Below are 26,285 nucleotides of genomic sequence, written 5' to 3'. Positions count from 1 at the left end.
CGCACTTCTCGACGAACACCGTGACGTTCTCGGGAGAGGTGCGCGTGACTGGAACCTACGAAGACGATTCAACGGCCAGCTACGAGGTCGAATCCTATGATTCGGTCACAAACCCGGCCGCAAATGTGACTGGAACAGTGACTAGCGATACAGACACAGTCACAGGGACGACTGTTGGCCCAGGAGAGACAATCGACGCCGCCATCGCGGGGAACGTCGATCCGCCGTCGACGATGGTAGAGTTCTCTGGCGGCGTTTACACGGGTTTGAACCAAACGTTGACTGGCACAGGAGACCGATCGGTATCAATCACTGGCGATGAACCACCAGTCGGACCGTCCGCGAATAACGAGCCGACGATCTCGTTCACTGGACGAGGGTCGTCGACATCCCGATTGGTATCCCAGACTGATGGCGGATCGATTCAAGTCGATGTTGACGGGAATCTCGATCCGACGGGTCCCGCATCTGGGTCCCCGCAGGTGACCTTCACGGGACGCGAGGGAACGGGATCGCGATATACACCCTCTGGAACGGGAGACGGCTCGCTTACAGTGAACGGCCAACTCGCTCCATACGGACCGTCCTCGAACAACAAGCCGGAAATCACGTTCGAGGGCAACCGCGATGTCACGTCCCGAACAGAGACGGGTTCGACATCGAGCGATACGTCGATCTCCCTTACACAATCCGGGCATCTCTACGAGGGGCCGGTCTCGGGTAACCCAGAGATGTCGGTCACTGCGTCGAGAATATCACGATATAGTGACGGATTGTCCGCATCTGATTTCGGCGGAGGGAGTTATATGCTATTTGGATATTACAATGGCAACGTCTCGTCGGAAATCCGACTAAACAATCCTCCGGATACGATCGATAAATTATCGATCACAACTGACGGGGGGTCCGATTATTCAAACCCCTCAACAGCACAGATTTACATTGAAGGGGGCGATTCAACGGACAACGACGCGACAGACGGGACGATGGTGAAGAGCGGGGCTCAAATATCGCCAAGTGGAACGACAACAGTTGATATTCAGAAATTCGACGCGTCGGCATATAATCAAGTCACGATTCAGTTCGTTCCTGCGGACCCTCAAAATGATTTCTATAATCCTGGATATATCCGCCCGGCGACAACAGCGAGCGGGACAGGGCTGATAAACTATGACTATGACGGTTGGAGCAGCGCCTCTCAAACAGCCCAAATCAAAATGGTGGGAGCACCGCCGTCAACCGTATCTGTCTCAGATGGAAACGGAAACTCTCACAATTTCGGGAGTTTCACCGATGGGGAGTCCAAATCGACAGGTCTCCCGATTGATGCGTCAGCCTCATCGCTGTCGCTGTCTCTTGACGCAGGATCGGTCGACTACACCGTCGATTACGATGACGTCGAACTCACCGAGGACCCCAGTGTCGACGTCGACGGAGACGGGTCCGCGGATGCAACATACACAGGAACGCTCGACAACGGTCAGACAGCGACCAAAGAGATCGCGTCACTCCCAGTCGGATCAACGTCGATCGACACGTCGACAAACAAAGGGCCGCTTCCAGATTGGACGATCACGTACGACGCCCATCAGGCGACCAAAAACCCAGGTTTGGACGTCGATGGCGACGGCAACTCAGAAGCGAGTTATAGCGGAGTATTGAATAGCGGACAGTCGGTAACGCGATCTGTCTCGCTGTCACCAGGCTCGCGGACGATTTCTCCATCGACGGGCGGATACACTGTCGACTGGTCGCTTGAGTTCACTGAGCGGACAGCGACCCAGTCTCCGTCGGTGGATGTTAATGGTGATGGATCGACGGACGCATCGTATTCAGGTGTCCTTACTGATGGCCAGACGGTCACGCGAGAAATCTCGGCTTTGCCGGCTGGTTCGACAACGATCGACTTGTCAGTCGCAAGCGGGCCGCATCCGGACTGGACGGTCGAGTACACGGAGCGACTGTACTCTTCGGATCCGGCGCTGGATATCGATGGGGACGGATCCCCAGAAGCGTCGGTGAATGGAAAACTGGGCCCGTCCGAGTCAGTAACTCGTGATATCGATCCATCGCTGTCAGATGAGTCCTGGACGATCATGACGGCGAATGGGCCAATTGATATCAGCGCCACAATCGAGGAGCGGACTGTCCCGAACGATGTTTCTGTATCGGTCAATGGGAACACGCTGGGGACGACGGGGCAACTCAATGATGGGGAAACGACTCAACTGACTGGTGATAAAGCCTGGGTCACGAATGGCTCAAACTCGGTAACTGTCTCAACGGGATCGGTCTCGGCAGATGCGCCGGCGATGCGAGCCGATCTCGAGTACAGTCACCGCGCCTCGAATCAGGTGAGTGTCTCGTACAACACGACAGCCTTCGAAGAGCGATATAACCTGAGCTACACGTATGCAGATGCGACCGCTGACGCGGCCGTGACGATCCCATTCCAGTCTGACAGCGTAAGTGCAATCAAATCGGTTGTCTACCGCGTTGACGGTGGTGAATGGGGTTCGGTTGCGGCAGAGAATCTCCGGTTTAATGGGACGACAGTGGACGTGTACTTGTCGGATGAGTTCGGCGAAGAATTACCCAGCGGCGCAACGGTCGATGTCGAAGCAGTCGGCCGGAAGATTGAGGTCGCACATGGCGAGGTCACGATTACGGATCCGTCAAAACCAGGAGAATCTCTCGACACGGAACTTCGAATCGAAAACCGGACGAATGAGTTCCACGTGAACGTTGGAACGACGGCTGATGGGCGGCGCGTTCACTATGCGTATTCGGACGACTATCCGACGTCGGACTACGCGGTGATCGAGGCGGACGGAGATCAGAAGCTGTACCTCCCGGAGAGCAAAGATGGCGATACGTTCCGGGTCAAGTACCTGAAAACGATGGTCGAGCCGAAAACCGGCGATGTCCGAGTAGACGTCCTCAAACCCGGGACGAATCCGAAACTGGATATCGGACCAGGACCCGGTGGTCAGGGAGATCAGGTCGAAGTCCGGTACTACCGGGCACAGTCTGGCATCGAATATATCTTAAACTCGCTGTCGCGGGATGTCGTCCTCGATTCGGACACTGCCAATTCGCCAGCGACATTCGTCGACGACGACAGCGATGAGACGTGGCGGATCCTCGAGGATAACGCGCAAGTGTCTGATGACGGATCCGGTGGCGGGAACAGTATCGGCCCGGTCCCCGTTCCGAAAGAGGCCTCTGGGCTCCCGTGGCTCTGGATCGCGGCCGGCCTGGTCACTGTAGCGGGTCTCGGCATCGCGATCACCCGGATGCGTGGCGGGACAGCGTCGACATCGAGTTCTGGACTTGGAGGATCGGTCGCGGTCTGGATCGGCCGTACGAGCATGACAATCACAAAGACGAGCCTGTCGGTCGGCCGGTCGATCGCATCGAACCGAACAGCACTGGCCGGACTGGGAGCACTCGCAGTCGTTGGCGGGCTCATGACCGGCGTGATCCCGATCTCCTCGGACATCGTCGTGCTGATCGTTGCGGCAGCTGTCCCACTGGCGGCTTTCTGGGGGATGCGCCAGGTCGGGTTCTTCTCTTGGTCGATCTTCGCGGTCAGTATCGGCCTGTTCGGGATCGGCGTGATGGAAGTGCTGTCTCCAGGTGTGATCGACTCGCTGGTGTCCGCACTTCAGGACTATCTGGGCTTGGTGATCATCCTGGCAGGTGTCGGAGCGTACCTGTGGTACCGCCAGCGGAGCGGTCCCGACGAGGTGAACAAAATCGAGATCGAGGCTGGCGGGAACGATAGCCAGTAACGATGATCGCTGACATCCTGCACTGGTTGGGGCTGCCGGGGCAGGTCGTCGTTGCGGCGTCAGTCCTGATCGGTCTCTACCATCTGCGAGATGTGACTATGTTGCTGTCTCGAATTGGAACGATGGTCTGGATCGGCATCGTCGCAGTCGGGTTGTTCGTTGCGTTCATCTTCGCCGTCCCTGGGCTCGATCTGGTCGTCCAGATCGAGGGGCTGTCCGGAGCGATCTGGTCTGGGCTCCAATCCCTCGTCGAGCAGGTGTGGCGATCGCTGTGACTACGTGGACCCGCTCTATTGAATGTTCGAGTCTCCTATACAGAAACGAACATTCAAGCCCCTGGCGGTACCCCTTCTTTATATGTCGACTGGGGAGCGGACCACCGAATCAGTAGATTCGAACATTCACTTCCTGAAGCCAGATCAAGTCGAAGCGATGCGCGACGCAGCTCACGAAGGTCGTCACGGACACCGCGACGAGGCGATCGTGGCGCTACTCTACGACACGGGCCTCCGGCGCTCGGAACTCTCACGGGTCGATCGCGGGATGCTTGACCTCGAGGACGAGGTCCTCCGGCTCCCAGGCGGTCCCGCCGTCCAAAAGGACTACCCGACCGACGGCACACCCGATCCCGCGACGATCACGCTGGACCCCGAAGGCGATCTCCGGACGGTCCGGACGCTTCGTTCCTACCTGGCGACCCGCGATGACGACCAGGACGCGCTCGTGACGTCGCGGAAGGCCGACCGGATGACTGGGAAGGGCATCAACGACGTCGTCCAGCGTTGCGCTCGACGTGCTGAGGTTCGACCGCACTCCCATGCTGGTCAGGGTGATGTCGAAGACGTCAGTGCTCATACGCTACGCCACTCGGTTGCCTATCGGATGCTGACCGTCTACGATGGGTTCACACTCTACAACGTTCGGAACCGACTCCGCCACTCGCGGCTACAAACGACCGAGCAGAAGTACGATCACTTCGACGCCGTATGATTACAACCTGTCCCAGCTGTGGCGCTGAAAAGAAACAGGATCCTATCGCGGACGGTGAGATCCTCCGCGCGACGAACTGTCCGGAGTGTGGTGAGTGGTTCAGAGTCGACGAGGGATGACACTACCGTAAGGGCAGTCGGGACAGGATTGCCCTGATTGCTTAACACGCCGCATCCCCCGCTTTACCCTTTCTCCGTGGAGTTTCTGCCGATTACCCAAATTACGAGCGCGCCGAGCGGTATGCGAGGCGCGCAATTGGACCAGCCCCTTAGGGGCAATTACCGTAGGGGTACCTGGGGCGACCCGGCACCAGATACAGACCAAAATCTGCGGAAAGAAGTATTGAAGACAGTGAGAACACGCGGAGCAGGGTACTGGCGTGGAACGGAATCGAGCGGAAAACTGGCGATCGGCGCGAGGCGCGACGATATTTGCCCTACTAAAACATACGGAACAAGATACTATCGAGAATAATTAGAAATAGATGGGACAAGAACGACGAAAAACACCGAAAAAAGAGAGTGCTGCAGCTACCGAGCCCAGGTGGGCTCGAGGGCGAGCGCCGGAGGCTATTCCAGCCAGTTATAGGCGCTCGCGCGTATTTTGGCGTCGTCAGGCTCTATCTCGCCACTCTCAAGGTACCTGCCGATATCGGCGGCCGAGTATCGGAGGTCCTCGACGAGAACCCACTCGGGACGATCGTCGTCGACGTCCTCCTGGTCGGCGCAGGCGTCGTCGACGTCGTCGTTCTGGTCGTCAGTCTCCTCGCGTTGCTCGCGCTGCTCGCGACGGCGCTCGACTCGTTCCTCTGCGTCGGCGCAGATATCGTCGAGCGACCGATCCGGATGGATCTCCTCGAGGCGTTCGATCGAATTGAGCCGCAACTCCTCATTGTGGAAGACGACCAGCCGAGGGTACGTCGTTCGGCGGAGGACGTCTTCTTCCTCGAACTCGGCCACGATCTCCCGCACGTAGTCGCGGGAGAAGCCAGAGAGATCGACGAGCTGGTCATACTTAGCGCCGTCCAGCGTCCCGACAAGATACAGGATGTCCCAGCGGGCCTTCGTCAGCGAGGAGTAACAGACTCGGAGAATACTCTCCTCGCGCTCCTCGTTGGCCTCGCGCATCGCGCGTCGCCAGCCCTTCGGGACGATCGTGTCGATCATCTCGCGCTCATCGGGCTTGTAGTAGTCGTCCTCCTGAAGCGAGTAGTGCTCGATACCCGAGCGAATCGCAGTCGCGCTGACCAGCTGGCGGAGAGTCCCTCGCAACATACTCCAGTCGTCAACGTGGGGCAGTCTCGTATCGTCGTCAGTCCCGGCGAAGAAGGCTTCGAGCTTCGGTTCTTTCAGCCGGGAGTCTCGAGGGTTCCCTGTGATTCGATAGACCTTCTGGCCGAGCTGGATACCATCTTTAGCGGCGAAGCCGGCGAAGCCGATCCGGTCCCACATGTCACTAACGACTCGCTCCTCAACATTGGCTCCGTTCCGGTAGCGCCCGCCACCCTCGGCATCACCGGAGCCGCCGAACTCGATTAATGTTCGCATCGAACGGAGTTTCGCGACGACCGCGGACATCATGGTCTTCGGAATCCGATGATGGACCTCACCCTTCCAGAGCCGCCAGGACTCACGGTTCATCGTCTCCCAAGCTGGGCGGTCGATCTCGAGGGCGTCGAACGCGAGGGAGACTACGGCGATCGTCCGGGCGATCGCCTCGCCAGCCTCGGCGTAGGTAGTCTGGGTTCGGAACTTCGTCCCTTCACCGTACTGGCAGATGAGATTATCGCCGGACTGGTAGACCAGATCCTCGTTCTGTGGCTGGATCCAGCATTGGTACGAGACCGGAGTCCGGAGATTGTTGCGTGAGCGCTCGATCGTCTCTTTCGGGTCGTCAGCGTCGATCTCAGGATCGTAGCGCTCGACCTGCAGACTATACTCGTAGCGCTGTCCCTCGACACCGTCCTCACCGAGATCGGTTCCGACCTTCCAGCCCTTCGATTTGAGGACGAGATGGGCTGGGAAGTCGTCATCGAGCCACGAGAGACGCTCGTGGATATCCTCGATGAGGACATATGGCTCGTTGGACGGGTCACCGACAGCGTCGCGCCACGCGCGCCAGAGGCGGCGATACGCGAAGTCGTCTCGATCGTCGTCATCGAGATCGTTGATCACCGACTCGACACCGATCCCGTGCGTGATCGGATCGGGATAGTCAAGGGTTTCCCACTCGCCAGCGGCGTTGGCGTCATCATCGTCATCGAGATCGGGCTCGAGGCTGGGCGTCTGAGACTGGAAGTCCTGAACAGCGGCCGGAGTAGTCGTACTCATGCGTCGATCACCGGATTGGGGACGGCAACAGGCACTGCACCGTCTCGATCGTCAAGACGTGCGTCGACGCGTGTGTACGACTCTGGAGCCCGGTCGGTCGGTGCTGGGATAATCACGTCCTCGCGACGGTGGTTCTCACAGCGAAACCCGAACACGGGGATCTCCTGGCGATCGTCGTCGATGTCGGCCTCGAGGAAACGTCGAGGGACGAGCGGTGTCCCGACATCTTCGAGCGTCTGCCCACAGAGCGGACAGTGGATGATCCCGGTATGCGGATCGACATCGGGGCTGAGAACGGTTTCCCGAGGGAGATCCTGGGGTCTGGACTGCGATATCGTCACTCCAACCACCTCGCTTCCGGCCGGCGATCGTGACGAGCGCCGTACTCCCGGACTTCGATCGTCTCAACGGCACTCCAGTTGTCGCTGAACTTTTCAGTATCGTCGGATCGGACTTCGTGTCGGATATCAACGCCGATTTCGTGGATGTACTCGACGACAAGACGCTGTTCGACGGTCTCGTGACGGTGTCGATGACCGACAAACGGGGTATCCGACCATCGAGCGAGGACGATCTCGCGATCGTCGTACCACTCGCTGGCGTCGCCGTTAGAGTCGGCGGAGTACTTCGCCGTCACGGCGACTCACCCCCGTCTGTCGCGGCCCGCTTCTCCAGCTGCTCCATCGCAGTCAGCTGCTCATCGTCACTGTCACCGTCGTCGTCCTGGTGGTACCACTTGGGGGGACGGCGCGGTCCCTCGGGAAGACGATCGGGACGCTCGCCGATCTCTTCGAGTTCCGCGCGTCGCTGGTTGAGTTCGGCGACGACGGTTTTGCGGGGACCTCGATCGAGGCGCTGCGTTTCGACCTCGAGCCACGCGTCGATGACCTCGAGGCGATCGATACCCGAGATGATCGACTTCACGAACGCAGCGCCGGTCGAGCAGTATCGATCCGGCACTGTCCTGGCTTCGACGACTGACCCCGAGCTGTCTCGCTCGATCTCGAGACGCTGGTACTCCGACGTCATGAGGTCGTGATCGAGAAACCGGGCCGGATCGTGGCCGATCTCCTCAGCGATATCCGGGCACTCGATGCGATCCTGTGTCGACGAAGGGGAGTGTTTACTCGGCACCGGAACCACCCCCCACATCCGGGTTGACGTCGTCGCGAGCGATCAGCGTCGGCCAGCTGACCTTTGCGACGGTGTCCTCAGATCGCTCACAGTCGACCGAGTACCAGTGTTCGTCGAGGATCGTATCGAGCGTACTGGCGGCCGCCAGCAGCGCGCTCTCGACGCCGTGAAGAGGCTGATAGACTACCAGGAGGTACACGCCCCGTCGTGCGAGCAGGCGCTCGTGGGCGGCACGCTTGACGTACCAGCGGCCGGGCGTTGTGTGAGTGCCGTTGCTGGTCTCGATCTGCGCGCCTTTGATCTCGATGCGCGTCCCTCGCTCGATAACCGGGAGTCCAAGCGCGGGCAGCTGCTCGGATGGACTGATCGCGTCGACGGCGATCGCGTCGCACCACTCGACGACGTCGTCCGGGACGGCCTCGAGCCCGTCGACGGCGCCGATGACTTCCTCCTGGAGGGTCGTCCCTTGATCCTTCGGCGTGGACCGTGGAATCGACAAGCCCTCGATAGCGAGGCTCATCGATCTCCCTCCTGATCAGCAATTGTGCCTGCAGACGACGGTATCAGCAGCGTTGAGCCGTCATCTGTCGACTGATGAGAATCCTCGTCTGTACCTACAGGTAGCGTCTGTTGGCACGTGGTTTCATTGACGAACTTCGAAATCCGGTCCGGATCGAAGTTCATCACCAGCCGCTCTGTATTTTCTTGGTGCCAGTCACCCTGACCAGAGCGCATCGTCCCGCGTGCGGTCTTCTCAACAACCCTGTATTCGCTTTCGAGCCCTTTCGGGAGTTCTGTGTACGAGACGATCCAACTCCCTTCGATCGAATCGAGAATATCGGTGAAGCGTTCGTGATCGAAGGCGTTCTCATGTGAATATAGAGCGTCTCCAGCGTCGATATACGGAGGATCGAAATAGTAGAGAGTCTTCTCTCCATCAGTTCGATCGACAAGGTCTCCGTAATCACGATTTGCAATTTGAACGTCGCGGAGACGATCCGCGACGGCGTGGAGTTCCTCCGACCGGTTCTGATAAGAACTGGCGTGGTTCCGGCTCCGACTGAGCCTAAATCCGCTCACACCCGTGTATTTCTGTGCGAATTGGGTGTTTCGAAGATAGAACCACCTTCCAGCACGCTCGATATCATTATCTGGTCGAAACCCGGCGTAATACTGCCGAGAGTATTTCCGATGCAGATCCCGACTGAATGGCGTGTTCTCAAGCCACGCAATCAATTCATCTTCTCGGTCGCGAAGCACTTCGAAGAAATGAACAATATCACCATCTGTATCGTTGAGAACTTCTACTGAGCTCTCTGGCTTCTGGAGTAGAACTGCGGCACTTCCCCCGAACGGTTCGACGTAGCAGTTGTGAGAGGGGAAGTGATCAATGATCCAACTCGCGAGTTGCCCTTTCGAGCCAGGATATGGGAATGCACCTTTTTGATCAAACCCGTCAAGGGACGTGCCACCGTCGGCGATTGTCTTGGGCCGCAAGTGACTCTCCCAGACGGGGACCAGAGCGGGACTCGTTCCTTGGAGAAGATCGCGAACGCTCCGTTTGGAAGCACCCTCGATCGTGATGGGATCGTAGCCGCCGGTCCGCTCGCGAAGCCCGGAGTATGTCCAGATCTCGAAGGGACGACGACCCTCGTCGTCGGTCTGGAGCCCGATCTCAGTGATCGCGGCGGACGTCCAGGAGACGATCGCGAGCCGGCCGTCACTGTGCTCGAGGATCCGGGACCAGTCGCCGGTTCGCACGGCGCGAGCGGGCCGGTCCTCGCGAGCGTATTCCAGTACGCGACGCACGCTCACGCGCTCGTCGGGACCGCTTTCTTCGAGGATCTCGATCGCTCGATCGGTTGCCCGCTCGTCGATGTCGACGACCAGCTGCTCCTCGAGGTTCCAAGAGATGTCGTCGGCGATCGTCGACATCACCGATCCCCTCCGTTCGAAACGACATCGTCGAAGAGATCACGGAGATCTCGCCCGAGTTCGACCGTGTCAGAGACGGCAATCTCACCGACGTCGACGGCAGCGACGACACTCCCGTGCTCGAGTTCGGCGGCGATGAGCGTCTGCTCGGGAGAGTGTTCGATGTGGACCTCGACGCGATCGAGATTGTCGACGTGGTCCTGAGGGTCCGGGGTGTGATCGATGTCGGTCGACATCACGCGGACCCTCCGTTTTCGAGACGGCGGTCGAACTCCTCGACGGTCATCTCCTCGAGGAGCTGCTTGTAGGAGACGTAGTCGTCGTAGGGGCCGAAATTACACCGCTCGCCGTCGTACGACAGCGGTAGGTGGATCCCCTTGTCGTAGCGTCCGATCTTCAACAGGGTCTCGACGTCCTCCGGGATCTCGCCGTCGGGAAGGCAGTGATCACAGAGCCGGTCGGCGGTGACGCGCGGGTCGTCGACGTCGACGGGCTGGGGCTCTCTCTTCGACTGTGTGGGGCAGGCGAGCGTCCACTCCCGACCAGGGGCGTCGACGTCGGCGCTGTCGACGCTCATGGCTGGCACCTCCCATCATCGAGGGCGGAGCAGCGCTGATCTTCGTCGAGGATCGGCATTCCACAGAACTCGCAGATCTCGACAGCGTCGAGATCGACCTCGATCGAACTCACGCCGAACACCCCTGTTCCCTGGCGCGCATCGCCAGACGTGATGGGGCGCGTTCCGTCCCCGAACGAATCCCTCTCTCACAGGGGTGATATGTTTTTCTGGGATCGCCCCGGAGAGGTTCTAATGACGAGGATTCGTCGCTCTGACGGTCCCTTGGTACGGCAGTAAATTTCGGATGGACTCGGCGGGATTTGAACCCGCGGCCTTCCCCGTGCCAGGGGGATGATCTACCGCTGATCTACGAGCCCGCGATGCAACGAAGGATATCCGACGCGATTTCTTAAACCCATCGAAGCGAGGGTGACGGCGAGCGCCAGCCTCCACGTTCACTTCGAGCGGAGCTGTCGCTGTTCCGTCCACGACAATGCGATCCGGAGTAGAAACCGTTTAGTGCGCGAGTACCGACTGAACTGTTGGGAACACACGACCGCAAATCTGACTCGTCGCGCGGGCGTCCCGACCTGTCGGGGCTCCCCAGGCCTCTTTCGCCGTGCGCGACTTGGGATTGCGGACGTGTCCGGCCGTTCGGCGTCCGGTTTTCGGACCCGCGAGCGGCCACACGTAGCGGTCTGTGTCGTTCCAACCATCAACTATGGCACGAATGCACACACGCCGCCGCGGCTCGTCCGATTCGGACAAACCGGTGGCATCGGAACCGCCGGAGTGGAGTGACGTAGACAGTGACGCCGTCGAGGAGTACGTCGTCGAACTCGCCGAACAGGGCCACAGCCCGAGCGAGATCGGCATCAAGCTTCGCGACGAGGGCGTCCAGGGCACGCCAGTCCCGGATATCTCACTGGTCACCGGCAAGAAAGTGACCGAGATCTTAGAAGAGAACGACGCCGAGCCCGAGCTTCCGGAGGACCTCCGGAACCTGATGGAGCGGGCCGTGCGTCTTCGGGAGCACATGGACGAGAATCCCGGTGACCACCAGAACAAACGCGCCCTGCAGAACACGGAGGCGAAGATCCGCCGCCTCGTCGATTACTACCACGGCGACGAACTCGACGAGGACTTCACCTACAGCTACGACGTCGCCGTCGAGATCCTCGAATAGATGGCCGCGACCGGTCGCCAGACAGCCGCCCCCGACCTCGCCGCGGGCCTGCGAGAGGCCGGACTCGTCCGCCTCGCGCCGGCAGCGACGGGTGACGGCGTTGCGGCCGCTGGCGTCCTCGCGCGGAGCCTGAACGCGATCGACATCCCCTACCAGATCGGCGTCGAGACCGGTGAGGTCACGCGCGGCACGGAAGCCGACGTGACGCTCGCGCTGGATCGTGAGCGCCCCGATGTCGACGAGACGCTCGGCGGAGATCAACCTGCGAGCGCGGTGGCCTTCGAGGTCGCCCGATCGCTGGACGACCAGTCGGCGAACGCAGTCGTCGCCGCCGCAGGCGTCCTCGCAGCCGGCACGGAACCGACAGGACAACTCGCCGAGGTGATCGCCGACGCGGGCATCGAACGCCGACCTGGCGTGGCCGTCCCGACCGACGACCCGGTCGACGGACTGGCCCACTCGACGCGATTGTACGCGCCGTTCTCGGGCGATCCGGAGGCCGTCCGGAACGCGCTTGCCGACGCGACGGCCGAGCCACAAGACGACGAGGGGCGTCGTCGACTGGCCTCGCTGGTCGCCCTGCGGACCGTCGACGCCGAGGACGCGTCCGCACGGGCGGCCGAGTCCATTGCGGATGCACTTCGTCCCCATGCGGGTGGCCCACTGGCAACTCTCGAAGGATACGGCGACGTCCTCGATGCGGCCGTCCGGGAGGATCCCGGCACAGCCGTCGCGCTCGCGCTTGGCCACGACGCTCGCGAGGACGCCCTCGCGGCCTGGCGATCGCACGCCAGCAGCGCCCACGAGGCACTGCGAGCGGTGTCGATCCAGCGTCATTCGGGGCTCGTTGTCGCCGAGAGCGAGGGTCCGATCGAGACCGTCGCCCGCTTGCTTCGGGATTACCGATCACCAGAGCCACTGGCGCTCGTCGCCGGCGACGGCCGGGTCGCCCTGGCCGCAACCGAGAATCAGGCGGCTGCAGCCGTCCTCGAGACGGCGACGGAATCCTTCGACCTCTCGGGACGGGTCACAGGTGACGCCGATCTGGCGGTCCAGCCCTATCCGGGTGACGTTGATCGCCTCGTCGCGGCGATCCGTGAGGTGAGCCGCGATGCGTGAGGCGACGATCAGGACCGACCACGGCGACGGGGAACTGGCTGCGCGAATCGCCGCGGCACTGGCACCGGATAACACCGAGGAGATGGCGACGACGACCCACGGCGCGACCGTCGAGACGCGGATCGAGCGACAGACGACCGGCGGACTGGCCGCAACAGTAGATGATTATGTCGTCAACCTCGCGGTTGCCGCCGACCTTGCGACAGAGCAACACACCGATACCCATGAGTGAACGATCAGTATCACGACAGCGACAGGAGAAACAGTGGTACACCGTCCTCGCGCCCGAGGAGTTCGACCGGGCCGAGATCGGTGAGACACTGGCGGACGAACCACAGAAGGCGATCGACCGGACCATCGAGACGACCCTCGGTGACCTCCGGAACGACGCCGGCGAGAACAACACCAAGCTGACCTTCCGGATCACGGATATCGGCAGCGACACGGCCTACACGGAGTTCATCAAGCACGAACTCACGCGGGACTACCTGCGGAGTCTCGTGCGTCGTGGCTCCTCGAAAGTCGAGGCCTACGTGACGGTGCTGACCACGGACGACTACCGCGTCCAGATCCAGCCCGTCGCGCTGACGACGAAGAAGGCCGACGCGAGCCAGGAGCAGGCCATCCGCGAGCAGATGGTCGACATGATCGAGGAGGCCGCCGAGGAGCGCACATTCGAGGACCTCATCGACAGCATCGTTGAGGGACGCCTCTCGAGTGCGATCTACAACGAAGCGTCGACGATCTACCCGCTGCGCCGCGTCGAGATCCAGAAGGCGACGCTGGAAGCCCACCCCGAAGAAGTCGCCGAGGAAGAGGAGACCAGCGTCGAAGTCGACGAATAGACGCGCTCATTTCCTTTTGGACTCCGTGTCTTAGAAGCATCTATAGCTGATTTGCTGCGGTGCAATCCAGAGATGGAGACGAGAACGGGCCTGGAACGGTGTACTGCCTGAACAGGAGTTCCCAACCCCATGTTATTGAGTCCATAGGTTTATTTCTATGGAGCTAATACCATAGGATGACGGATGGCGTCCGACACGACCACCGAAGACTGGCAGGCTGTCGAAAACGGCTACGTCGTCGACGTGACCATCCGCCAGACGAAAGTTGAAAAGATGACGCCCGTCTCGTGGAACTGGTCGACGTAGGACGCCGCCAGGAGAGACACCATGTCCTCGCTCAAAGTCACCGTCGGCGACCGCGACCGCCTCGATCAGCACACGCGTAGCCGCATCAAGGCAGCCCAAGAGGGTGAAAATCTCGACGGCGCCCAGCCAGTGCTCAATCTCGACTCGTACGCTGAACTCAGCCGACTCCTCAGTCCGAAGAATCTGGAACTGCTTGAGACGATTTCCCAACACGACCCTGCGAGTATCAGCGAAGCCGCCGACCTGGTGGATCGAGACTACAAACAGGTCCATCGGAACCTCTCCGAACTCGAAGACATCGGTGTGATCGAATTCGACGGCGACGGAGCAGGACAGGCGAAGAAGCCGACGCTGGCCTACGACGGGCTCGAAATCGACATTCCCTTTGCGGGATCGAGTGGCAACGTCGACGCAGCCACGCCGTGATCTACCCCTACACAGGGTGGAATAGAACCGTTCACAGCCGGTTTGCAGCATTGCAACTCAGAGAAAAATGTCGATGTGGATATGATTACAGAAGGCAGTGCAAGATACAGAGACTCTATTCAGCACGGATTGGGTCGGTCAGATCACCAGAGAGGGAGTCACCGTAGCCCGATATAAATCGATTCCACCGATCGATTTGAGGGGAGTCAGTGACTCCCATCCCTGGTCGTGATCGACGTTCAGCCACCGGGGTATACGTTGCGGCGTGTTGCCTTTCTACCGACCGGATTTGAGTGGGCCTTCAGCTTCCGGACCACTTGTACTCGAAGTTGAACCACCAGGATTCACCGTCGACCTCGAGGACGTAGAACGCCTCTCGATGCCCGGAACCGCAGCGTTCGTTGCCATTGCGGACGCACCGGACGTTCTCCCACTGGCACTGGGGGAGGCGGATCGACTCGTCACTTTCCAGAATTTGGATCAGCCGCACCCACCGAGATTCAGATGCCGACCGGTGGGAGTAACTAGATGGATCGGACCTGGCCCACTCCGCGAGATATTCGGGTACGTCGGCACCGACGGTCGCGCTCTCCAGTCCCCGATATCGCTCTTCCTTGCCGTAGATGGTGACCTGAAACAACTCTTCACGGCTGCCCGTACAGGGTTCCGGCGTGCTCGCGTCCGATTCGAGCCACTTCTCGACCTGGCCAGGGACCACGACGAAGGATCTCCCCTGGTAGGTAGTATGATACCAGAAGTAGCGACCTATGTTGCCACCAAAATCGGCTTTCGACCCGTTGCACTTCACGCCCCTGTCGTCATTGCAAACGACGTAGGATCGCTCACAATCGGGAAGTGCGTCGACGTCGCCAATTTCGTGTCCCTCGAGATCGCTCATGAGGCGGTAGAACTCGTCCTCGCTAACCCACCCCAGATCTCGTTCCTCGACGATCGCTTGCTTGATCTGTCCCGGCAGCGCCTCGTAGTCGAGCGTACTGTGCGCCGTCTTGAACTGTTCGGCGTGCCCCTCTCGAAAGGTATCAGCCGGCTTCACCCCGACATCATGCTCTCGATGAACCGTCGGCTGCTCGATCCGTTCGTCGTACCACGGGTCATCTACTTCCAAGGCAGCCATCGATGGTGTAGGGATGGAATCCACCTGCATGCTCGCATGTTGGAGGCATTTCGCCCGCTGGAAGACCCACTCTCTTGGCGGCAGTCCGTCGTCGAGACGGAGACGACCGATCTTGGTCCAGTTATGGCCACCGTCCCCAGCGACGGATTTGAACGTCTCGGGACTCCTATCGACCGACACCGACGAATCGAACTCGCCTAGATACGCCAATATGTGGGCACCGCGGTCAGCGAAATAGCACGGATTCTCGGAAACATCCTCGAAAGACCCGGCGGTCGCAGTTACGATGAATGGAAATGCGTCGGATTCGACCCGGCGACGCTCAGTCGTTCCATGGTCCATCCGACCGACATCGGTCGACGCAATCTGCAAACGGTCGTGAGAGAATGCGTATATTGTCACGCCTTCATAGCGAGTGCCAAACGAATCCCGATTACTTTCGTCCGGTAAATCGTCGGGTCCCCGATGCGTAACTCGGAGTACGTACTGATGGGGCGGGCCGATCCGAACATCCTCGACGGCAACACGAAGCCGGTCGTCCCACGATCTGAAACTAGTCGCGCACGTGTGGCAACCGGCCAGTAAGGGCCCGAGGCCTGTCGCACCGGTTGCCAAGAGCTCCCGTCGCGTGACTCCACGATCCGCTGAATTACCCATATATAATGTTCAAATACCTAATAATAAAAATTCTTTATGATGGTACCAGGTGGATATAAAATCGAGGGATCAGCTTCGAAACTTCGGGAGCACAACGGTGTCCGTCGTCTACTAATATTGGACCGGACGAAGCCCTGTGTGAGATACGCGCCCTGTATCTTGCACGCGAGTCTTGAGACGACTTGGAGAGGTACACCGTCCGAAGCGTTCTATGACAGGCTCTTTCGACGGAAACGACTGAACGGGCAACGAGGGGTTCACCGACCGGGGAATACAGGGTCATTATCGAGATAATCATTATTTTGATGATGATCGACCGCGGCACTATCGAGTTCCAACGACAGCTCAGCTATACCGGGTCGCGACCCAATCGATAATCACACCGTAGGCCACGCCGGCGAAGAAACTCGGCCAGTCACGGAACTCGCTCGTGAACGTGATCGCCGCGGTCACGACAAGCCCCAAGACGAGCCCACGCACGACCACGTTGTATTTCGAATCGGCGAACTGGAGTCCGCCCGCCAGCCCGATCACGAGCCCCATGACGACGCGGTTGTACCACATCGAGAACAGAAACAGTTCGTTGCCGTCGAACCCGATCCGGAGCCCGACTCCGAAGATACAGAAAATCCCCAGGAAAGCCCCCATGAGGAGCCCGATAGCGAGTCGTCTGTTCATAGGCTGTCGTTGGGTGGATCGCGAATAAGCATTTGCCTCGTTGCTCGGCCTGGACTGGACAATCAGCCGTCGATGCCGACCCGATGGGTCGGCGTGACACGACAACTTTCAGAGTCGTCGTCGAACCTCGTCGATGACGGGTGGTGGCAGGTCGAGTGTCGCCAGTAGGTCATGCCGCTGGTCCTCAGTCCCGTAGCCGGCGGCGAAGCCGTTGAGGCGGGCGGCAACCGTCGAGGCAGTGAACGCATCGCCATACAGGTCTTCGAGTTCGTCGGCGACTACGGGCAGCGTCCGCAGTTCGTACTTCTGGTGGTAGGCTTCGGCGGGATAGAACCGCTCGAGTGTCTCAACCGTGGTGGCGACCGACTGTCCGGTTCGGTCCGCGAGCGCCGTGTGTGAGCGCTCGGCGATCTCCCGCTGTGTGTCGTCCTGGGCGAGGATCACACCGCGGTACTGGCGCTTCTGGGAGGTCGTCCAGTCGTGATTTGCCCACACAACGTCCAGCAGTTCGGCGTAGGTCCAGATCTCGGGATCGTATTCGAGCTGGACGACTTCGGTGTGATCGCTCAGGGCATAATAGGTCGGATCGTTCGCGGTGCCGCCGGCATAGCCCACTCGCGTCCGGACGATTCCATCCTTCGCTCCGAACAGGGCGTCAGGGCCCCAGAAACAGCCCATGCCAAACGTCGCCGTTTCCGTTTCCGCGGGCTCCAACGCTTCAGCATCACGGGCCAGCGTGGTCGACTGATCGGTGGGCAATGCGCTCCGTGACATAGTCGTTTCAGGAGATGGTGAGATATGGATTTGTCGACGTTTCAGGTCGGCAGTCGTGGCATGGCCGCTCCCGGGCCGCAGGGTGGCGGTAAACGAGCGTCGCGGTCTCGCGTCCATCTCCAACGGCGGTCAGTCTGCCTGGAGTCGATCAGCGAGGTCCGCTGCGGCCGCCACGTGGTCGTTCGCCGTCGGATCGTCGATATCGTCGACCTCCGCCAGTAGCGAAGCGATGTCGGCCGCCCGCTTGCGAACGAGGTCCGCGTCGTCCGGTGCTGTGCGGAGGTCGGCCGCGAGCGCCTGGGCCTCGCCGATCCATCGGTTCGCCGTCCGATCGAGGGGTCGTTCGGCTGTCGCGGCCAGGTGGTCGTGGAGTTCCTCGACGACCCGCCGCCGCTCGTCGTCAGTATCGATCGGAGAGGCTGTCACACTCTCAGACAGGGATCGGGGTCCCAAAAGCGGTGGGGCCGCGACGCTACACGTTCCTCGGGCGATAATTCGCAACCGATCTCACGGCGTTCCAAACGCACGGATCGTATCGGGCTTGCCGGGCTTACTGAGCACTTCCTCGAGCCCGAGATCGGTGAAGACGCGTCCCCAGTGGCGGCGATAGATCGGAAACTCGCCGTCGACGGAGTCGACCGTCCCGCTCGTCTCGCGCCCGTCTGGATCAGGGCCTTCGTTCTCGACGGTCACGAGCAGGTCTTCAGCGATCCTGACGAGTTCTCCGAACACCCACTCGTCGTCGGGGTGGACGTGCTGGAGTGTCTCGACCGCGTAGACGACATCGAAGGCGTCGTCCGGAAACTCGGGGACGAGGTTTTCGAGCGCACCCGTGTAGAACGTTCCCGCGTCGGCGAGGGTCGGATAGGCGTCGGCCATCACCGCGAAGGCGTCGTCATTGATGTCGATCCCCGTGAGATTTTCGAACCCGTTCGCCTGGAGATGCGCCAGGTGTCGCCCGGAGCTACAGCCGACTTCGAGGATCGACGCTTCCCGGTCGACGTAGTACTCGAGCAACGTCACGAGGCTGTTGCTCACCTTGTTGGGGCCGAGATCTGCGTAATACGCGGGCGAGAACTCGCCGGTCCGCTCGGCCCACTCTCGCCGGTTCCGCGACGGATCCATACGCCCGAAAGGTGGCCAGGACGGTAAACGCCGTCGCTACACCGATAGGTGACACGTGTCCCTCCTCTAGGACGCAGGCTCATACGGATTATTGTCGTGATGTACCGGTATCCGTCGACCCCCGGGTCGGCGTCATCCGGAAATAATCGACAATAATCCGTATCACTCCCCAGTCACTGTAGCACGTGATTCAACGACGATCACGCCGTCCATTCCGTCCGACTCGTGGGGAAGACAGACGTAGGGGTAGGTTCCGGGTTGCTCGAACGTGTGAGCGTAGGTCTCCCCGGAGTAAATCGCACCGCCGCCAGACTCGAACCAGGCGTCCCGTGCCGCGTCCTCGTCGTCGTAGCCACCGGAGGCGAAGTAGTCGGCCCCGTCCGGTAGGGAAGCGTCGTACGCCGTGACGGTGTGGGCGCGGGCACTCGTGTTCTTCCAGACGACCGTCGTCCCCGACGGGACGCGGTACTCCGCCGGGAGGAACCGCGAGTCCGACATCCCTACGTCGTAGTCCTCGTCCTTCCCGAAGGCGAGACAGCCGGACAGCCCGACAGTGAGCGCACCCGCACTCGCGAGGAACGCACGTCGATCCATCGTCCGGGTTTGGGCCGATGTCGACAAAGGTCCCCCGATTCCCGTCGGGATCGCCGGCTCGATCCGAGGGCTTTATCGAGGACACCTGTAGATCGAACGGACTAAGACTGGCCTCGCCGACGCCATGGATATGGACCTACGGCCGCGCTTCCTGGGTCGGCTGGGCCCCGCCGACATCGTGACGGTCGTCAACGCCCTCGTCGGGTTCGCGGCGGCCGTCCTCGCACCCTTCGAGCCCCGGCTGGCCGCCCGGTTGATCCTGCTGGCGGCGATCGCGGACGGGCTCGACGGACTCGTCGCGCGGCGGTACGGCTCGACGCCCGTCGGCGAGTTCGTCGACTCGCTGGCGGACGCCGTCTCCTTCGGTGTCGCTCCGGCGGCGATGGTGGTCGGTCTCGCCCGCCTCCAGTGGGGCAACGGGGGTGAACTCCTGGGGATCGCCGATTCGCTACACCTGACTGTGGCTGTCGGCATTCCGGCGCTGGTCGTCGCCGCGGCGGTCGTCCGCCTGGCGATGTACACCGCCTACGACATCGACACGCGGACGACCGAGGGCGTCCAGACAACGCTCGTCGCGACCGTCCTCGCGGCGGCGACGCTCGCGGGAAACCTCCGGGTTGCCTGGATTCTGCTGGCGAGTTTCGTCCTCGCGTACCTGATGGTCACACGCATCCCCTACCCCGATCTTCGGGCGAGAGACGCGCTCGCGATGGGGATCGTTCAGACCGGTGCTGTCGCCGTGCCGGCCGTTTTCCATCGTCTCTTCCCACGAGTGCTGCTGGTCGCTGCACTCGCGTATCTCCTGCTCGCGCCGTGGCTGTACCCCCGCGTCGAGTCGTAGCGCTCGTCGAGGGATCGCTCGAACGGCAACTGTTCGGTACCGATCGCGGTGATCCATTCATGGAAGGGAAACGCATTTGCCCGCGAGCGCCGCAGATCGGGGCATGAGCGACGAGGACAGCGAGGACGCCGAACCCGAACCCACTGCCGGAAACGGGGCCGATCCTGAGATCGAAGCCGAGCCGGGGACGGTCGCGTACTTCGAGGAACGCCTAAACGTCGCCGAGGGGGCACTCGAGGACGCCGACACCGAGGCCGACCTCGACGGGATCGAGTCAAACCTCGACGAGATCGAGACCCATGTCGCGGACGCTGCTCTGCCGGAACCCGAGGACGAAGACGAGGGCGACCCCAAGGAGGAACTAGAGTCGCGACTGTCCGATCTCCGTGACAGTATCGAGGACCAGCGCGGTCCCTACGTCGAGGACGTGGCCGAGGAAGTCCAGACGGGTGCGGGGACGGTCGCCGACACCCGCTGGACGGACGACGGGGAGGCCCAGGTACTGGATGCCGTCGCGACGTTCGGCGAAGCCGTCGCCGATCACGCCGACGTGGCCGGGGCCGACACTGTCGAGGGGGCGAGCGACGCACTCACCGAGGCGAGCGAGGCCATCGCCGAACTGGACCTCGATCCCGACGAGGATAGCGAGGCCATCACAACCCTGCTTGAGGCGGCGGGGACCCTAACCGACGACCTGGAAGCCGCCGAAGGATACGACGATCTCTCAGTCCGGCGGAAACTCGAATACGAGGGGTTCTACGAGGTCATCGAGGGCGAACACCGCAAGGACTACCCGCCGGAGTTGAACGCCGTCCTCGTCTGGGAGAAACGCTACAAGGAGAGTCGCGAGTCCGAAGACGTCGAGCCGATCCTGCTGGCGCTCGATCTCATGGACTCGGAGTTCATGGAGGAGAATATCCTCGACACATTCGAGCGGATCGCCCCGCCGGAGGCCTACGAGCCGGTCGCCCAGCGCGCGAGTCGTCGGGACAAACAGGCCGTCCGCGTGCTGGGGAAGATCGGCGACGAGCGAGCGATCGAGACCCTCGTCGACTTTATCGACGGCGACGGCGACCCCGCGCTCCAGCGTGTCACGCTGCAGGCGTTGGGTGAGATCGGTAGCCAGGAGGCGACGCAGGCGGTCGCGGACAGGCTGGCGGCCGACAACGACGGGGTCCGGTCGGCGGCCGCCCGGGCGCTCGGTCTGCTCGGTGACACCCGGGCGATCGACCCGCTCGCGGACGTCCTCGACGGGGACGAGGTCGACGAAGTCCGGGCCAGTGCGGCCTGGGCACTGCGGCAGATCGGCACCGAACGAGCGCTGCACATCGCCGGCGAATACGCCGACGATCGCTCCTACGTGGTACAGGTCGAGGCAGAGAAGGCGGCAGGCGTCTGAGTTCTCCTCGCTTCGTTCTCGCTCCGGGGCACCTCGGGTTCAAGTACGTGACCGCAGCACCTCGGGTTCAAGTACGTGACCGCACCCAGACACCCGTGTGCGTCGGATAGTCGTCGGCTTGCTGGTCGCTGGAGTCCTTGCTGGGGGTGTAGCGACCACTGTCGGCGTCCCGGGACCGGGGGAGACAGCAATCGTCGCCGTCTATCCCAATCCGGTCGCCGACGGTGACGCGGGCGAGTACGTGGCGCTGTCCGTTCCGAACGGGACGAACCTGGCGGGCTGGACGCTGGCCGACGACGATGCAACTGTCGCCCTGCCGAACGTGACCGTCTCGGGTCAGATCGTCTTCTCGACGGATCCCGACAGAGCGAGAAACATGACCGACGCGACAGTGTACGAACTCGACGGACACCTCGCGCTCGCAAACGGCGGCGAGAACCTAACAGTGGGCGACGGGAACCGCGTCGTCGCCCGTCTCGGGTACCGGGACGCCCCCGAGGGCGAGGTCGCACGCGTCAAGGACGGCGGGATCTCGTGGGAACTTCTCGGCGGGACTGACGTCCCCGTCCGGACTACCGGACCGGGACGGGTGCGGACGTTCGTGTTGCCCGATGCCGGTGGCCTGCCGAGCGACGTACTGGCGAGCGCGGACGACCGAATCCTACTGGCCGGATACACCTTTCGGTCACGGCGGGCAACTGAGACGTTGATCGCCGCCCGCGAGCGCGGTGTCGAGGTACGTGTCTTGCTGGAGGGCGGCCCAGTCGGCGGGATGAGCAGACGTCAGGCGGAACTGCTCGATCGACTCGTCGCGAACGGCGTCACCGTACGGGTCGTCGACGGACCGTACGCCCGATTCGATCACCATCACGCGAAGTACGCCGTCGTCGACGACCGGGCGCTGGTGCTCACGGAGAACTGGAAACCCGCGGGGACTGGGGGGACGTCAAGCCGTGGCTGGGGAGTCCTCCTCACCCAGCGGGAGCTAGTCGCTGATCTCGTCGCGACGTTCCGGGCGGACATCGGGTGGCGTGACGCCGTTCACTGGGAGCAGTTCCGCGACGGACGTGCGTTCAGCGAAGGGGGTCGGACGAATGGGAGTTTCCAGCGACGGTATCGGCCCCGGACCCACAGGGCAACTGGCGCGGCGCTGCTGGTGGCCCCGGACAACGCGGAGAGTGGCGTGATCGAACGGCTCGACGGCGCCGAGGAGTCGATCAGCGTCGTCCAGGTCGGCGTCGGCGGCCCAGAGCAGGCGTTCGTCAGGGCGCTGAAACGCGCTGCCGACCGTGGCGTCGATGTAAGACTCCTGCTGTCGCGAGCGTGGTACGCCGCGGAGGACAACCGTGCGGTGGCCGAGGAACTCGAACGCTGGGCCGACCGCGCCGACGCGTCGCTTTCGGTCAGGCTGGCCCGCCCTCGCGATCGATTCGGGAAGATCCACGCCAAGGGCGTCGTCATCGACGGGGATATCGTGCTTCTGGGGAGTCTCAACTGGAACGATCACTCCGCGCGGGAGAATCGGGAAGTCGTTGTGGTCCTGGAGGGCGAGGGGCCTGCGGGCTACTACGAGCGGGTATTCCGTGGCGACTGGCGGGCCGCAATCTGGCGGCTTTCGATCGGACTCGCCGCGGTCGTTCTCCTGACGGTCATGGGCGCGACGCTGGTCGGTCGACGGATCGAATTCGACGGAAGCGTCGGCGTTGACGCCGTCGAGAACGGGAGTACCGCTATCGAAGACAGATTCTGAGGTCACTGGCCCGATCGACGGGAGAATCTACGTTTCATACGGATTATTGTCGTGATGTACCGGTATCCGTCGACCCCCGGCTCGGCGTCATCCGGAAATAATCTACAATAATCCGTATCAGACGTCGTCGGCGAAGGCCGCCGAGCTGTGCAGTTCCTCGTCGATCTCGGCATCGGTCATCTTCTCGACGAGGGCGTCGATGACGTCTTCGCGCCGTCCCTCGACGAACTTGATGGAGCCGACGACGAGGTGGCCCCCGCCGCTGACGCCGCCGCCGGGGATTTCCTCGCGTAGCTCCTCGACCATCTCGGGGATGTCCAGCCGGACGCCGTCACTCCGAAGGACGGCGAAGTCCGGCCCGTAGCCGATCGTGATAACTGGGTCGCCGGTCTCTTCGACCTTCCGATCGTGGATGGTGCCCGTCGTCTTTCCCGGGGCGGGATAGGTGAACCGGCGGGCCGCGTTCTCGACATCTATCCGGTAGAGTTCGGCGCCGTTCTCTAAGGATTCGTGTTCGACGTGGTCCATTGCGGCGTCGAGTTGCTCCTCGACGTCGCGCTCGGCCCGACTCGCGAGGAAGTCGACGATCTCCTTGTGGCGATCGGGGTCGTCACAGTCGACGTTCAGCACGTCCCGGATCAGCGGTTCGCCGGCGTCGTAGCGCAGCCAGTGAGTGGCGTAGTCCAGCGCCTCGCCCACGTCCTCGAGATCGTCGCGGCCGTAGCCGGCATCCGCGGCGAGATCGAGGTATTCGACCATCGCCTCGGCTTCCGAGCGATCCGAGAGCCCGGCGACCGCCGGAACGTGTTCCAGATCGTCGGTGATCGACGGGTCGAGCATTCGGGCGAGTTCCACACAGAGCATCCCCGTCGTGATCCGGTAGTCCTCGCCCTGGAGGTAGGGATTGACGTGCTCGGCGACCAGTCCCTCGACGGCGTCGGGATCGGGGTGGTGGTGGTCGATGACGACGATCGGGACCTCGTAGTGTGCCAGGTTACGGTAAGCCGGGGTGTCCTCTTCGGTCGAACCGTTATCCAGCATGAGCAACAGCGGGAGTTTCTGCCCGTGGCGCTCGCGGCTTTCCAGAGCGTGATTGAGGTCGCGGGTGACGTCCTCCATCTCGTAGTACGGCGCCTTCGACGGAAGTCGCTTGACGTTGTGACGTGCGGCGTCGGCGTCGGCGTGGATCTCCTCGACGACGTTCTCCAGGGCGACCGAAAGCGGGACACTCGCACAGATACCGTCCCCGTCAGCGTGATGGCGCATCCGGATGGGACGCCCTTCGATGACCGCTTCCAGCAGTCGCCGGGCGACGCTTTCTAAGTCTTCCAGAAGGGGCTCCATCGCGTCCCACTCGACGAGCGGTTCGACGTCGTGTGGCTCGGCAGCCTCCCGCTTGGCGGATTCGAGACGGTCACGGACGTCCTCGGCGTGCTCGCCCTCGAGCACTTCGAGGGACTCGACTTCGATCTGGTACGCGTCCTCGCGCTCCTCGACGCGGCCACGGACTGTCACCAGATCCTCGACGTCGATGTCGGGATACGCCCTGACACCTGCCTTCTCGAAGGCCGCACAGGGAACGATCCGGGCGCCGTCCCGGACCTGGAAGACCGTCGGACCGCCGGTCTGGCGGATCTGGACGATTTCCCCTTCGAGGCTGACGGACTCGCCGATCGATTCCGCGAGGTCGTCGCCGTCAACGCTGTCGTCGTACTCGACGGCGACAGTCCGGTAATCGTCCGGACGGCGCTCGGCGAACGCGAGGTCTCCGTTATCACGGACGGACTCGAGTTCGACGATCAGTTTGTCGCCGGTCGAGTAGGAGGCCTGCAGGTTCGACTCGTGGACCAGTCCGGAGACCTCCTCCGAGAGGTCGACGAAGACGCCGTACTCGACGACGCCGTTGACCGTCGCGTGATACATCATGCCCTCCTCGACAGCCTCGAAGGGACAGCGCGGATCGAGGTCGTACACTACTGGACGGTCGTCGGCCGAACCCTCGGCCTCGCCGTCCTCGGAATCAGACGAAATCGACATTATAGCTCTCTTTCGGCGTCGTCGCGGTTTCAAGCTTTGGAAATGCCGGTAGACACCCGTACCCGATCTTGGGCAGTCTACACGCATCGGAACCCTTAGAAGGCGTCCGACCGGATCGTGGCCTATGCGGCTGTTTCGCTCCGAAGGCGTCATCGGCATCGCCGAGGCCGCTCTGTCGTTCGCGATGGCGGCGAGTCGGGACAGCCACCCCCACGAGTACATGGGCATGCTCCGCGGGGAGGACGCCCGATCGCTCGGTCTCGACCGCGATGGGACGGTCGTCACGGACGTGTTGGTCATCCCGGGTACCGAGTCCAACCCAGTCAGTGCGACCGTCAAGACGAGCATGATCCCGAACGACATCCAGAGTGTCGGCTCGATTCACTCCCACCCCAACGGCGTCCTCCAGCCCAGCGACGCCGATCTGGCCACCTTCCAGCGCGGCGATGTCCACATCATCGTCGGCGCCCCCTACGAACGCGACGACTGGCAAGCCTTCGACAGCCAGGGAGAGCCGATCGATCTGGATGTCTTCGACGTCGAGCCACCCGAGGAGTCCTTCTTCGACTTTACCCAGGAGGACATCGACCGGGAACTCCGCAAGGAGGGAGACAGCCGGGAGGGCTGGCGATGAGCGACTACGGGGAAGAGAAATGATGACGGCCGCTGGC

General features: G+C 61.9%; 28 protein-coding genes and 1 tRNA gene. 13 read left to right on the top strand and 16 right to left on the bottom strand.

Annotated features, from left to right (window positions below; translation table 11 throughout):
• Positions 1 to 1,907 precede the first annotated feature (1,907 nt).
• From E3374_RS08485 to E3374_RS08475, 3 genes are all read left to right on the top strand, one after another.
• The gene (locus tag E3374_RS08485; RefSeq protein ID WP_136688655.1) at positions 1,908 to 3,794 is read left to right on the top strand and encodes an FUSC family protein; all 1,887 of its coding nucleotides are present in this window, start codon (positions 1,908 to 1,910) and stop codon (positions 3,792 to 3,794) included.
• Positions 3,795 to 3,796: 2 nt separating this feature from the next.
• The gene (locus E3374_RS08480; RefSeq protein ID WP_136688654.1) at positions 3,797 to 4,069 is read left to right on the top strand and encodes a hypothetical protein; all 273 of its coding nucleotides are present in this window, start codon (positions 3,797 to 3,799) and stop codon (positions 4,067 to 4,069) included.
• 82 nt (positions 4,070 to 4,151) lie between these two features.
• Positions 4,152 to 4,784 carry a tyrosine-type recombinase/integrase gene (locus E3374_RS08475; RefSeq protein ID WP_136688653.1) on the top strand — a complete coding sequence of 211 codons (633 nt, stop codon included), beginning with the start codon at positions 4,152 to 4,154 and terminating at the stop codon, positions 4,782 to 4,784.
• A 569-nt stretch (positions 4,785 to 5,353) separates the two neighbouring features.
• On the opposite strand, the gene E3374_RS08470 is transcribed toward E3374_RS08475, so the two are convergent.
• From E3374_RS08470 to E3374_RS08430, 9 genes are all read right to left on the bottom strand, one after another.
• Entirely contained in the window at positions 5,354 to 7,114 is a 1,761-nt protein-coding gene (locus E3374_RS08470; RefSeq protein ID WP_136688652.1) for a hypothetical protein, read from the bottom strand.
• Positions 7,111 to 7,455, bottom strand: coding sequence for a hypothetical protein (locus tag E3374_RS08465; RefSeq protein WP_136688651.1), 345 nt, complete (start codon positions 7,453 to 7,455; stop codon positions 7,111 to 7,113). Before E3374_RS08465 ends, E3374_RS08470 begins: the two co-directional genes overlap by 4 nt.
• Positions 7,452 to 7,751: a hypothetical protein gene (locus E3374_RS08460; RefSeq protein ID WP_136688650.1), complete on the bottom strand. Its 300-nt coding sequence runs from the start codon at positions 7,749 to 7,751 to the stop codon at positions 7,452 to 7,454. Before E3374_RS08460 ends, E3374_RS08465 begins: the two co-directional genes overlap by 4 nt.
• A complete protein-coding gene (locus E3374_RS08455; protein ID WP_136688649.1) occupies positions 7,748 to 8,248 on the bottom strand; it encodes a hypothetical protein in 501 nt (166 codons plus the stop codon). Before E3374_RS08455 ends, E3374_RS08460 begins: the two co-directional genes overlap by 4 nt.
• On the bottom strand, positions 8,238 to 8,768 hold the full coding sequence (locus tag E3374_RS08450; RefSeq protein WP_136688648.1) for a hypothetical protein: 531 nt from the start codon (positions 8,766 to 8,768) through the stop codon (positions 8,238 to 8,240). Before E3374_RS08450 ends, E3374_RS08455 begins: the two co-directional genes overlap by 11 nt.
• A complete protein-coding gene (locus E3374_RS08445; RefSeq protein WP_136688647.1) occupies positions 8,765 to 10,183 on the bottom strand; it encodes a DNA adenine methylase in 1,419 nt (472 codons plus the stop codon). The genes E3374_RS08450 and E3374_RS08445 overlap by 4 nt, the downstream gene beginning before the upstream one ends.
• A complete protein-coding gene (locus E3374_RS08440) occupies positions 10,183 to 10,419 on the bottom strand; it encodes a hypothetical protein (protein ID WP_136688646.1) in 237 nt (78 codons plus the stop codon). Before E3374_RS08440 ends, E3374_RS08445 begins: the two co-directional genes overlap by 1 nt.
• A complete protein-coding gene (locus E3374_RS08435) occupies positions 10,419 to 10,760 on the bottom strand; it encodes a hypothetical protein (protein WP_136688645.1) in 342 nt (113 codons plus the stop codon). Before E3374_RS08435 ends, E3374_RS08440 begins: the two co-directional genes overlap by 1 nt.
• Positions 10,761 to 11,047: 287 nt before the next feature.
• Positions 11,048 to 11,119 (bottom strand) — tRNA-Ala (locus E3374_RS08430).
• Between the two features lie 344 nt (positions 11,120 to 11,463).
• Here E3374_RS08430 and E3374_RS08425 point away from each other — a divergent pair.
• The 6 genes from E3374_RS08425 to E3374_RS08405 all read left to right on the top strand — a co-directional run bounded on the left by E3374_RS08425 (position 11,464) and on the right by E3374_RS08405 (position 14,624).
• A complete protein-coding gene (locus tag E3374_RS08425; protein ID WP_136688644.1) occupies positions 11,464 to 11,928 on the top strand; it encodes a 30S ribosomal protein S15 in 465 nt (154 codons plus the stop codon).
• Positions 11,929 to 13,047, top strand: coding sequence for a recombinase RecJ (locus E3374_RS08420; RefSeq protein ID WP_136688643.1), 1,119 nt, complete (start codon positions 11,929 to 11,931; stop codon positions 13,045 to 13,047).
• Positions 13,040 to 13,279, top strand: coding sequence for a KEOPS complex subunit Pcc1 (locus E3374_RS08415; RefSeq protein WP_136688642.1), 240 nt, complete (start codon positions 13,040 to 13,042; stop codon positions 13,277 to 13,279). The genes E3374_RS08420 and E3374_RS08415 overlap by 8 nt, the downstream gene beginning before the upstream one ends.
• Entirely contained in the window at positions 13,272 to 13,892 is a 621-nt protein-coding gene (locus E3374_RS08410) for a 30S ribosomal protein S3ae (RefSeq protein WP_136688641.1), read from the top strand. Before E3374_RS08415 ends, E3374_RS08410 begins: the two co-directional genes overlap by 8 nt.
• 183 nt (positions 13,893 to 14,075) lie before the next feature.
• Complete coding sequence (locus E3374_RS17855) at positions 14,076 to 14,198, top strand: hypothetical protein (RefSeq protein ID WP_282568459.1); 123 nt, start codon at positions 14,076 to 14,078, stop codon at positions 14,196 to 14,198.
• A 21-nt stretch (positions 14,199 to 14,219) separates the two neighbouring features.
• A complete protein-coding gene (locus E3374_RS08405) occupies positions 14,220 to 14,624 on the top strand; it encodes an HVO_A0114 family putative DNA-binding protein (protein WP_136688640.1) in 405 nt (134 codons plus the stop codon).
• A gap of 301 nt (positions 14,625 to 14,925) precedes the next feature.
• Here E3374_RS08405 and E3374_RS08400 read toward each other — a convergent pair whose 3' ends face one another.
• From E3374_RS08400 to E3374_RS08375, 6 genes are all read right to left on the bottom strand, one after another.
• Positions 14,926 to 15,939, bottom strand: coding sequence for a hypothetical protein (locus E3374_RS08400; RefSeq protein ID WP_136688639.1), 1,014 nt, complete (start codon positions 15,937 to 15,939; stop codon positions 14,926 to 14,928).
• Between the two features lie 822 nt (positions 15,940 to 16,761).
• Positions 16,762 to 17,094, bottom strand: a complete 333-nt coding sequence (locus tag E3374_RS08395) for a hypothetical protein (RefSeq protein ID WP_136688638.1) — start codon at positions 17,092 to 17,094, stop codon at positions 16,762 to 16,764.
• A gap of 108 nt (positions 17,095 to 17,202) precedes the next feature.
• Positions 17,203 to 17,868 (bottom strand): peptide-methionine (S)-S-oxide reductase MsrA, encoded by a 666-nt coding sequence (gene msrA, locus E3374_RS08390; RefSeq protein ID WP_136688637.1) that lies wholly within the window; start codon positions 17,866 to 17,868, stop codon positions 17,203 to 17,205.
• A gap of 129 nt (positions 17,869 to 17,997) precedes the next feature.
• Positions 17,998 to 18,294, bottom strand: a complete 297-nt coding sequence (locus tag E3374_RS08385) for a hypothetical protein (RefSeq protein WP_248299424.1) — start codon at positions 18,292 to 18,294, stop codon at positions 17,998 to 18,000.
• Between the two features lie 81 nt (positions 18,295 to 18,375).
• Entirely contained in the window at positions 18,376 to 18,993 is a 618-nt protein-coding gene (locus E3374_RS08380; protein ID WP_136688636.1) for a class I SAM-dependent methyltransferase, read from the bottom strand.
• A 162-nt stretch (positions 18,994 to 19,155) separates the two neighbouring features.
• Positions 19,156 to 19,587, bottom strand: a complete 432-nt coding sequence (locus E3374_RS08375; RefSeq protein WP_136688635.1) for a plastocyanin/azurin family copper-binding protein — start codon at positions 19,585 to 19,587, stop codon at positions 19,156 to 19,158.
• 130 nt (positions 19,588 to 19,717) lie between these two features.
• Between E3374_RS08375 and E3374_RS08370 the strand changes: the two genes are divergently transcribed.
• The 3 genes from E3374_RS08370 (at position 19,718) to E3374_RS08360 (ending at position 23,577) form a co-directional block, all read left to right on the top strand.
• Entirely contained in the window at positions 19,718 to 20,428 is a 711-nt protein-coding gene (locus E3374_RS08370) for a protein sorting system archaetidylserine synthase (protein ID WP_136688634.1), read from the top strand.
• A 103-nt stretch (positions 20,429 to 20,531) separates the two neighbouring features.
• Positions 20,532 to 21,827 carry a HEAT repeat domain-containing protein gene (locus E3374_RS08365; RefSeq protein ID WP_136688633.1) on the top strand — a complete coding sequence of 432 codons (1,296 nt, stop codon included), beginning with the start codon at positions 20,532 to 20,534 and terminating at the stop codon, positions 21,825 to 21,827.
• A 97-nt stretch (positions 21,828 to 21,924) separates the two neighbouring features.
• Entirely contained in the window at positions 21,925 to 23,577 is a 1,653-nt protein-coding gene (locus E3374_RS08360; RefSeq protein WP_248299423.1) for a phospholipase D-like domain-containing protein, read from the top strand.
• A 117-nt stretch (positions 23,578 to 23,694) separates the two neighbouring features.
• Here E3374_RS08360 and E3374_RS08355 read toward each other — a convergent pair whose 3' ends face one another.
• Positions 23,695 to 25,614, bottom strand: coding sequence for a DHH family phosphoesterase (locus tag E3374_RS08355; RefSeq protein WP_136688632.1), 1,920 nt, complete (start codon positions 25,612 to 25,614; stop codon positions 23,695 to 23,697).
• A 124-nt stretch (positions 25,615 to 25,738) separates the two neighbouring features.
• Here E3374_RS08355 and E3374_RS08350 point away from each other — a divergent pair, with 124 nt between their 5' ends.
• Positions 25,739 to 26,248, top strand: coding sequence for a Mov34/MPN/PAD-1 family protein (locus tag E3374_RS08350; protein WP_136688631.1), 510 nt, complete (start codon positions 25,739 to 25,741; stop codon positions 26,246 to 26,248).
• Positions 26,249 to 26,285 lie beyond the last annotated feature (37 nt).

Origin of the sequence: Halorhabdus amylolytica (genome assembly GCF_004944975.1) — an archaeon.
In the GTDB taxonomy this organism is placed as follows: domain Archaea; phylum Halobacteriota; class Halobacteria; order Halobacteriales; family Haloarculaceae; genus Halorhabdus; species Halorhabdus amylolytica.
The sequence above is the reverse complement of the archived record's forward strand: the minus strand, read 5'-3'. Positions and strand labels throughout refer to the sequence as shown.

Excerpts from the sequence above, each read along its gene's own strand:
- E3374_RS08480 (WP_136688654.1), top strand. The coding sequence starts at position 3,797 with ATGATCGCTGACATCCTGCACTGGTTGGGGCTGCCGGGGCAGGTCGTC.
- E3374_RS08475 (WP_136688653.1), top strand. The coding sequence starts at position 4,152 with ATGTCGACTGGGGAGCGGACCACCGAATCAGTAGATTCGAACATTCAC.
- E3374_RS08470 (WP_136688652.1), bottom strand. The coding sequence starts at position 7,114 with ATGAGTACGACTACTCCGGCCGCTGTTCAGGACTTCCAGTCTCAGACG.
- E3374_RS08450 (WP_136688648.1), bottom strand. The coding sequence starts at position 8,768 with ATGAGCCTCGCTATCGAGGGCTTGTCGATTCCACGGTCCACGCCGAAG.
- E3374_RS08445 (WP_136688647.1), bottom strand. The coding sequence starts at position 10,183 with ATGTCGACGATCGCCGACGACATCTCTTGGAACCTCGAGGAGCAGCTG.
- E3374_RS08440 (WP_136688646.1), bottom strand. The coding sequence starts at position 10,419 with ATGTCGACCGACATCGATCACACCCCGGACCCTCAGGACCACGTCGAC.
- E3374_RS08435 (WP_136688645.1), bottom strand. The coding sequence starts at position 10,760 with ATGAGCGTCGACAGCGCCGACGTCGACGCCCCTGGTCGGGAGTGGACG.
- E3374_RS08425 (WP_136688644.1), top strand. The coding sequence starts at position 11,464 with ATGGCACGAATGCACACACGCCGCCGCGGCTCGTCCGATTCGGACAAA.
- E3374_RS08420 (WP_136688643.1), top strand. The coding sequence starts at position 11,929 with ATGGCCGCGACCGGTCGCCAGACAGCCGCCCCCGACCTCGCCGCGGGC.
- E3374_RS08415 (WP_136688642.1), top strand. The coding sequence starts at position 13,040 with ATGCGTGAGGCGACGATCAGGACCGACCACGGCGACGGGGAACTGGCT.
- E3374_RS08410 (WP_136688641.1), top strand. The coding sequence starts at position 13,272 with ATGAGTGAACGATCAGTATCACGACAGCGACAGGAGAAACAGTGGTAC.
- E3374_RS17855 (WP_282568459.1), top strand. The coding sequence starts at position 14,076 with ATGGCGTCCGACACGACCACCGAAGACTGGCAGGCTGTCGAAAACGGC.
- E3374_RS08405 (WP_136688640.1), top strand. The coding sequence starts at position 14,220 with ATGTCCTCGCTCAAAGTCACCGTCGGCGACCGCGACCGCCTCGATCAG.
- E3374_RS08395 (WP_136688638.1), bottom strand. The coding sequence starts at position 17,094 with ATGAACAGACGACTCGCTATCGGGCTCCTCATGGGGGCTTTCCTGGGG.
- msrA (WP_136688637.1), bottom strand. The coding sequence starts at position 17,868 with ATGTCACGGAGCGCATTGCCCACCGATCAGTCGACCACGCTGGCCCGT.
- E3374_RS08380 (WP_136688636.1), bottom strand. The coding sequence starts at position 18,993 with ATGGATCCGTCGCGGAACCGGCGAGAGTGGGCCGAGCGGACCGGCGAG.
- E3374_RS08375 (WP_136688635.1), bottom strand. The coding sequence starts at position 19,587 with ATGGATCGACGTGCGTTCCTCGCGAGTGCGGGTGCGCTCACTGTCGGG.
- E3374_RS08370 (WP_136688634.1), top strand. The coding sequence starts at position 19,718 with ATGGACCTACGGCCGCGCTTCCTGGGTCGGCTGGGCCCCGCCGACATC.
- E3374_RS08365 (WP_136688633.1), top strand. The coding sequence starts at position 20,532 with ATGAGCGACGAGGACAGCGAGGACGCCGAACCCGAACCCACTGCCGGA.
- E3374_RS08355 (WP_136688632.1), bottom strand. The coding sequence starts at position 25,614 with ATGTCGATTTCGTCTGATTCCGAGGACGGCGAGGCCGAGGGTTCGGCC.
- E3374_RS08350 (WP_136688631.1), top strand. The coding sequence starts at position 25,739 with ATGCGGCTGTTTCGCTCCGAAGGCGTCATCGGCATCGCCGAGGCCGCT.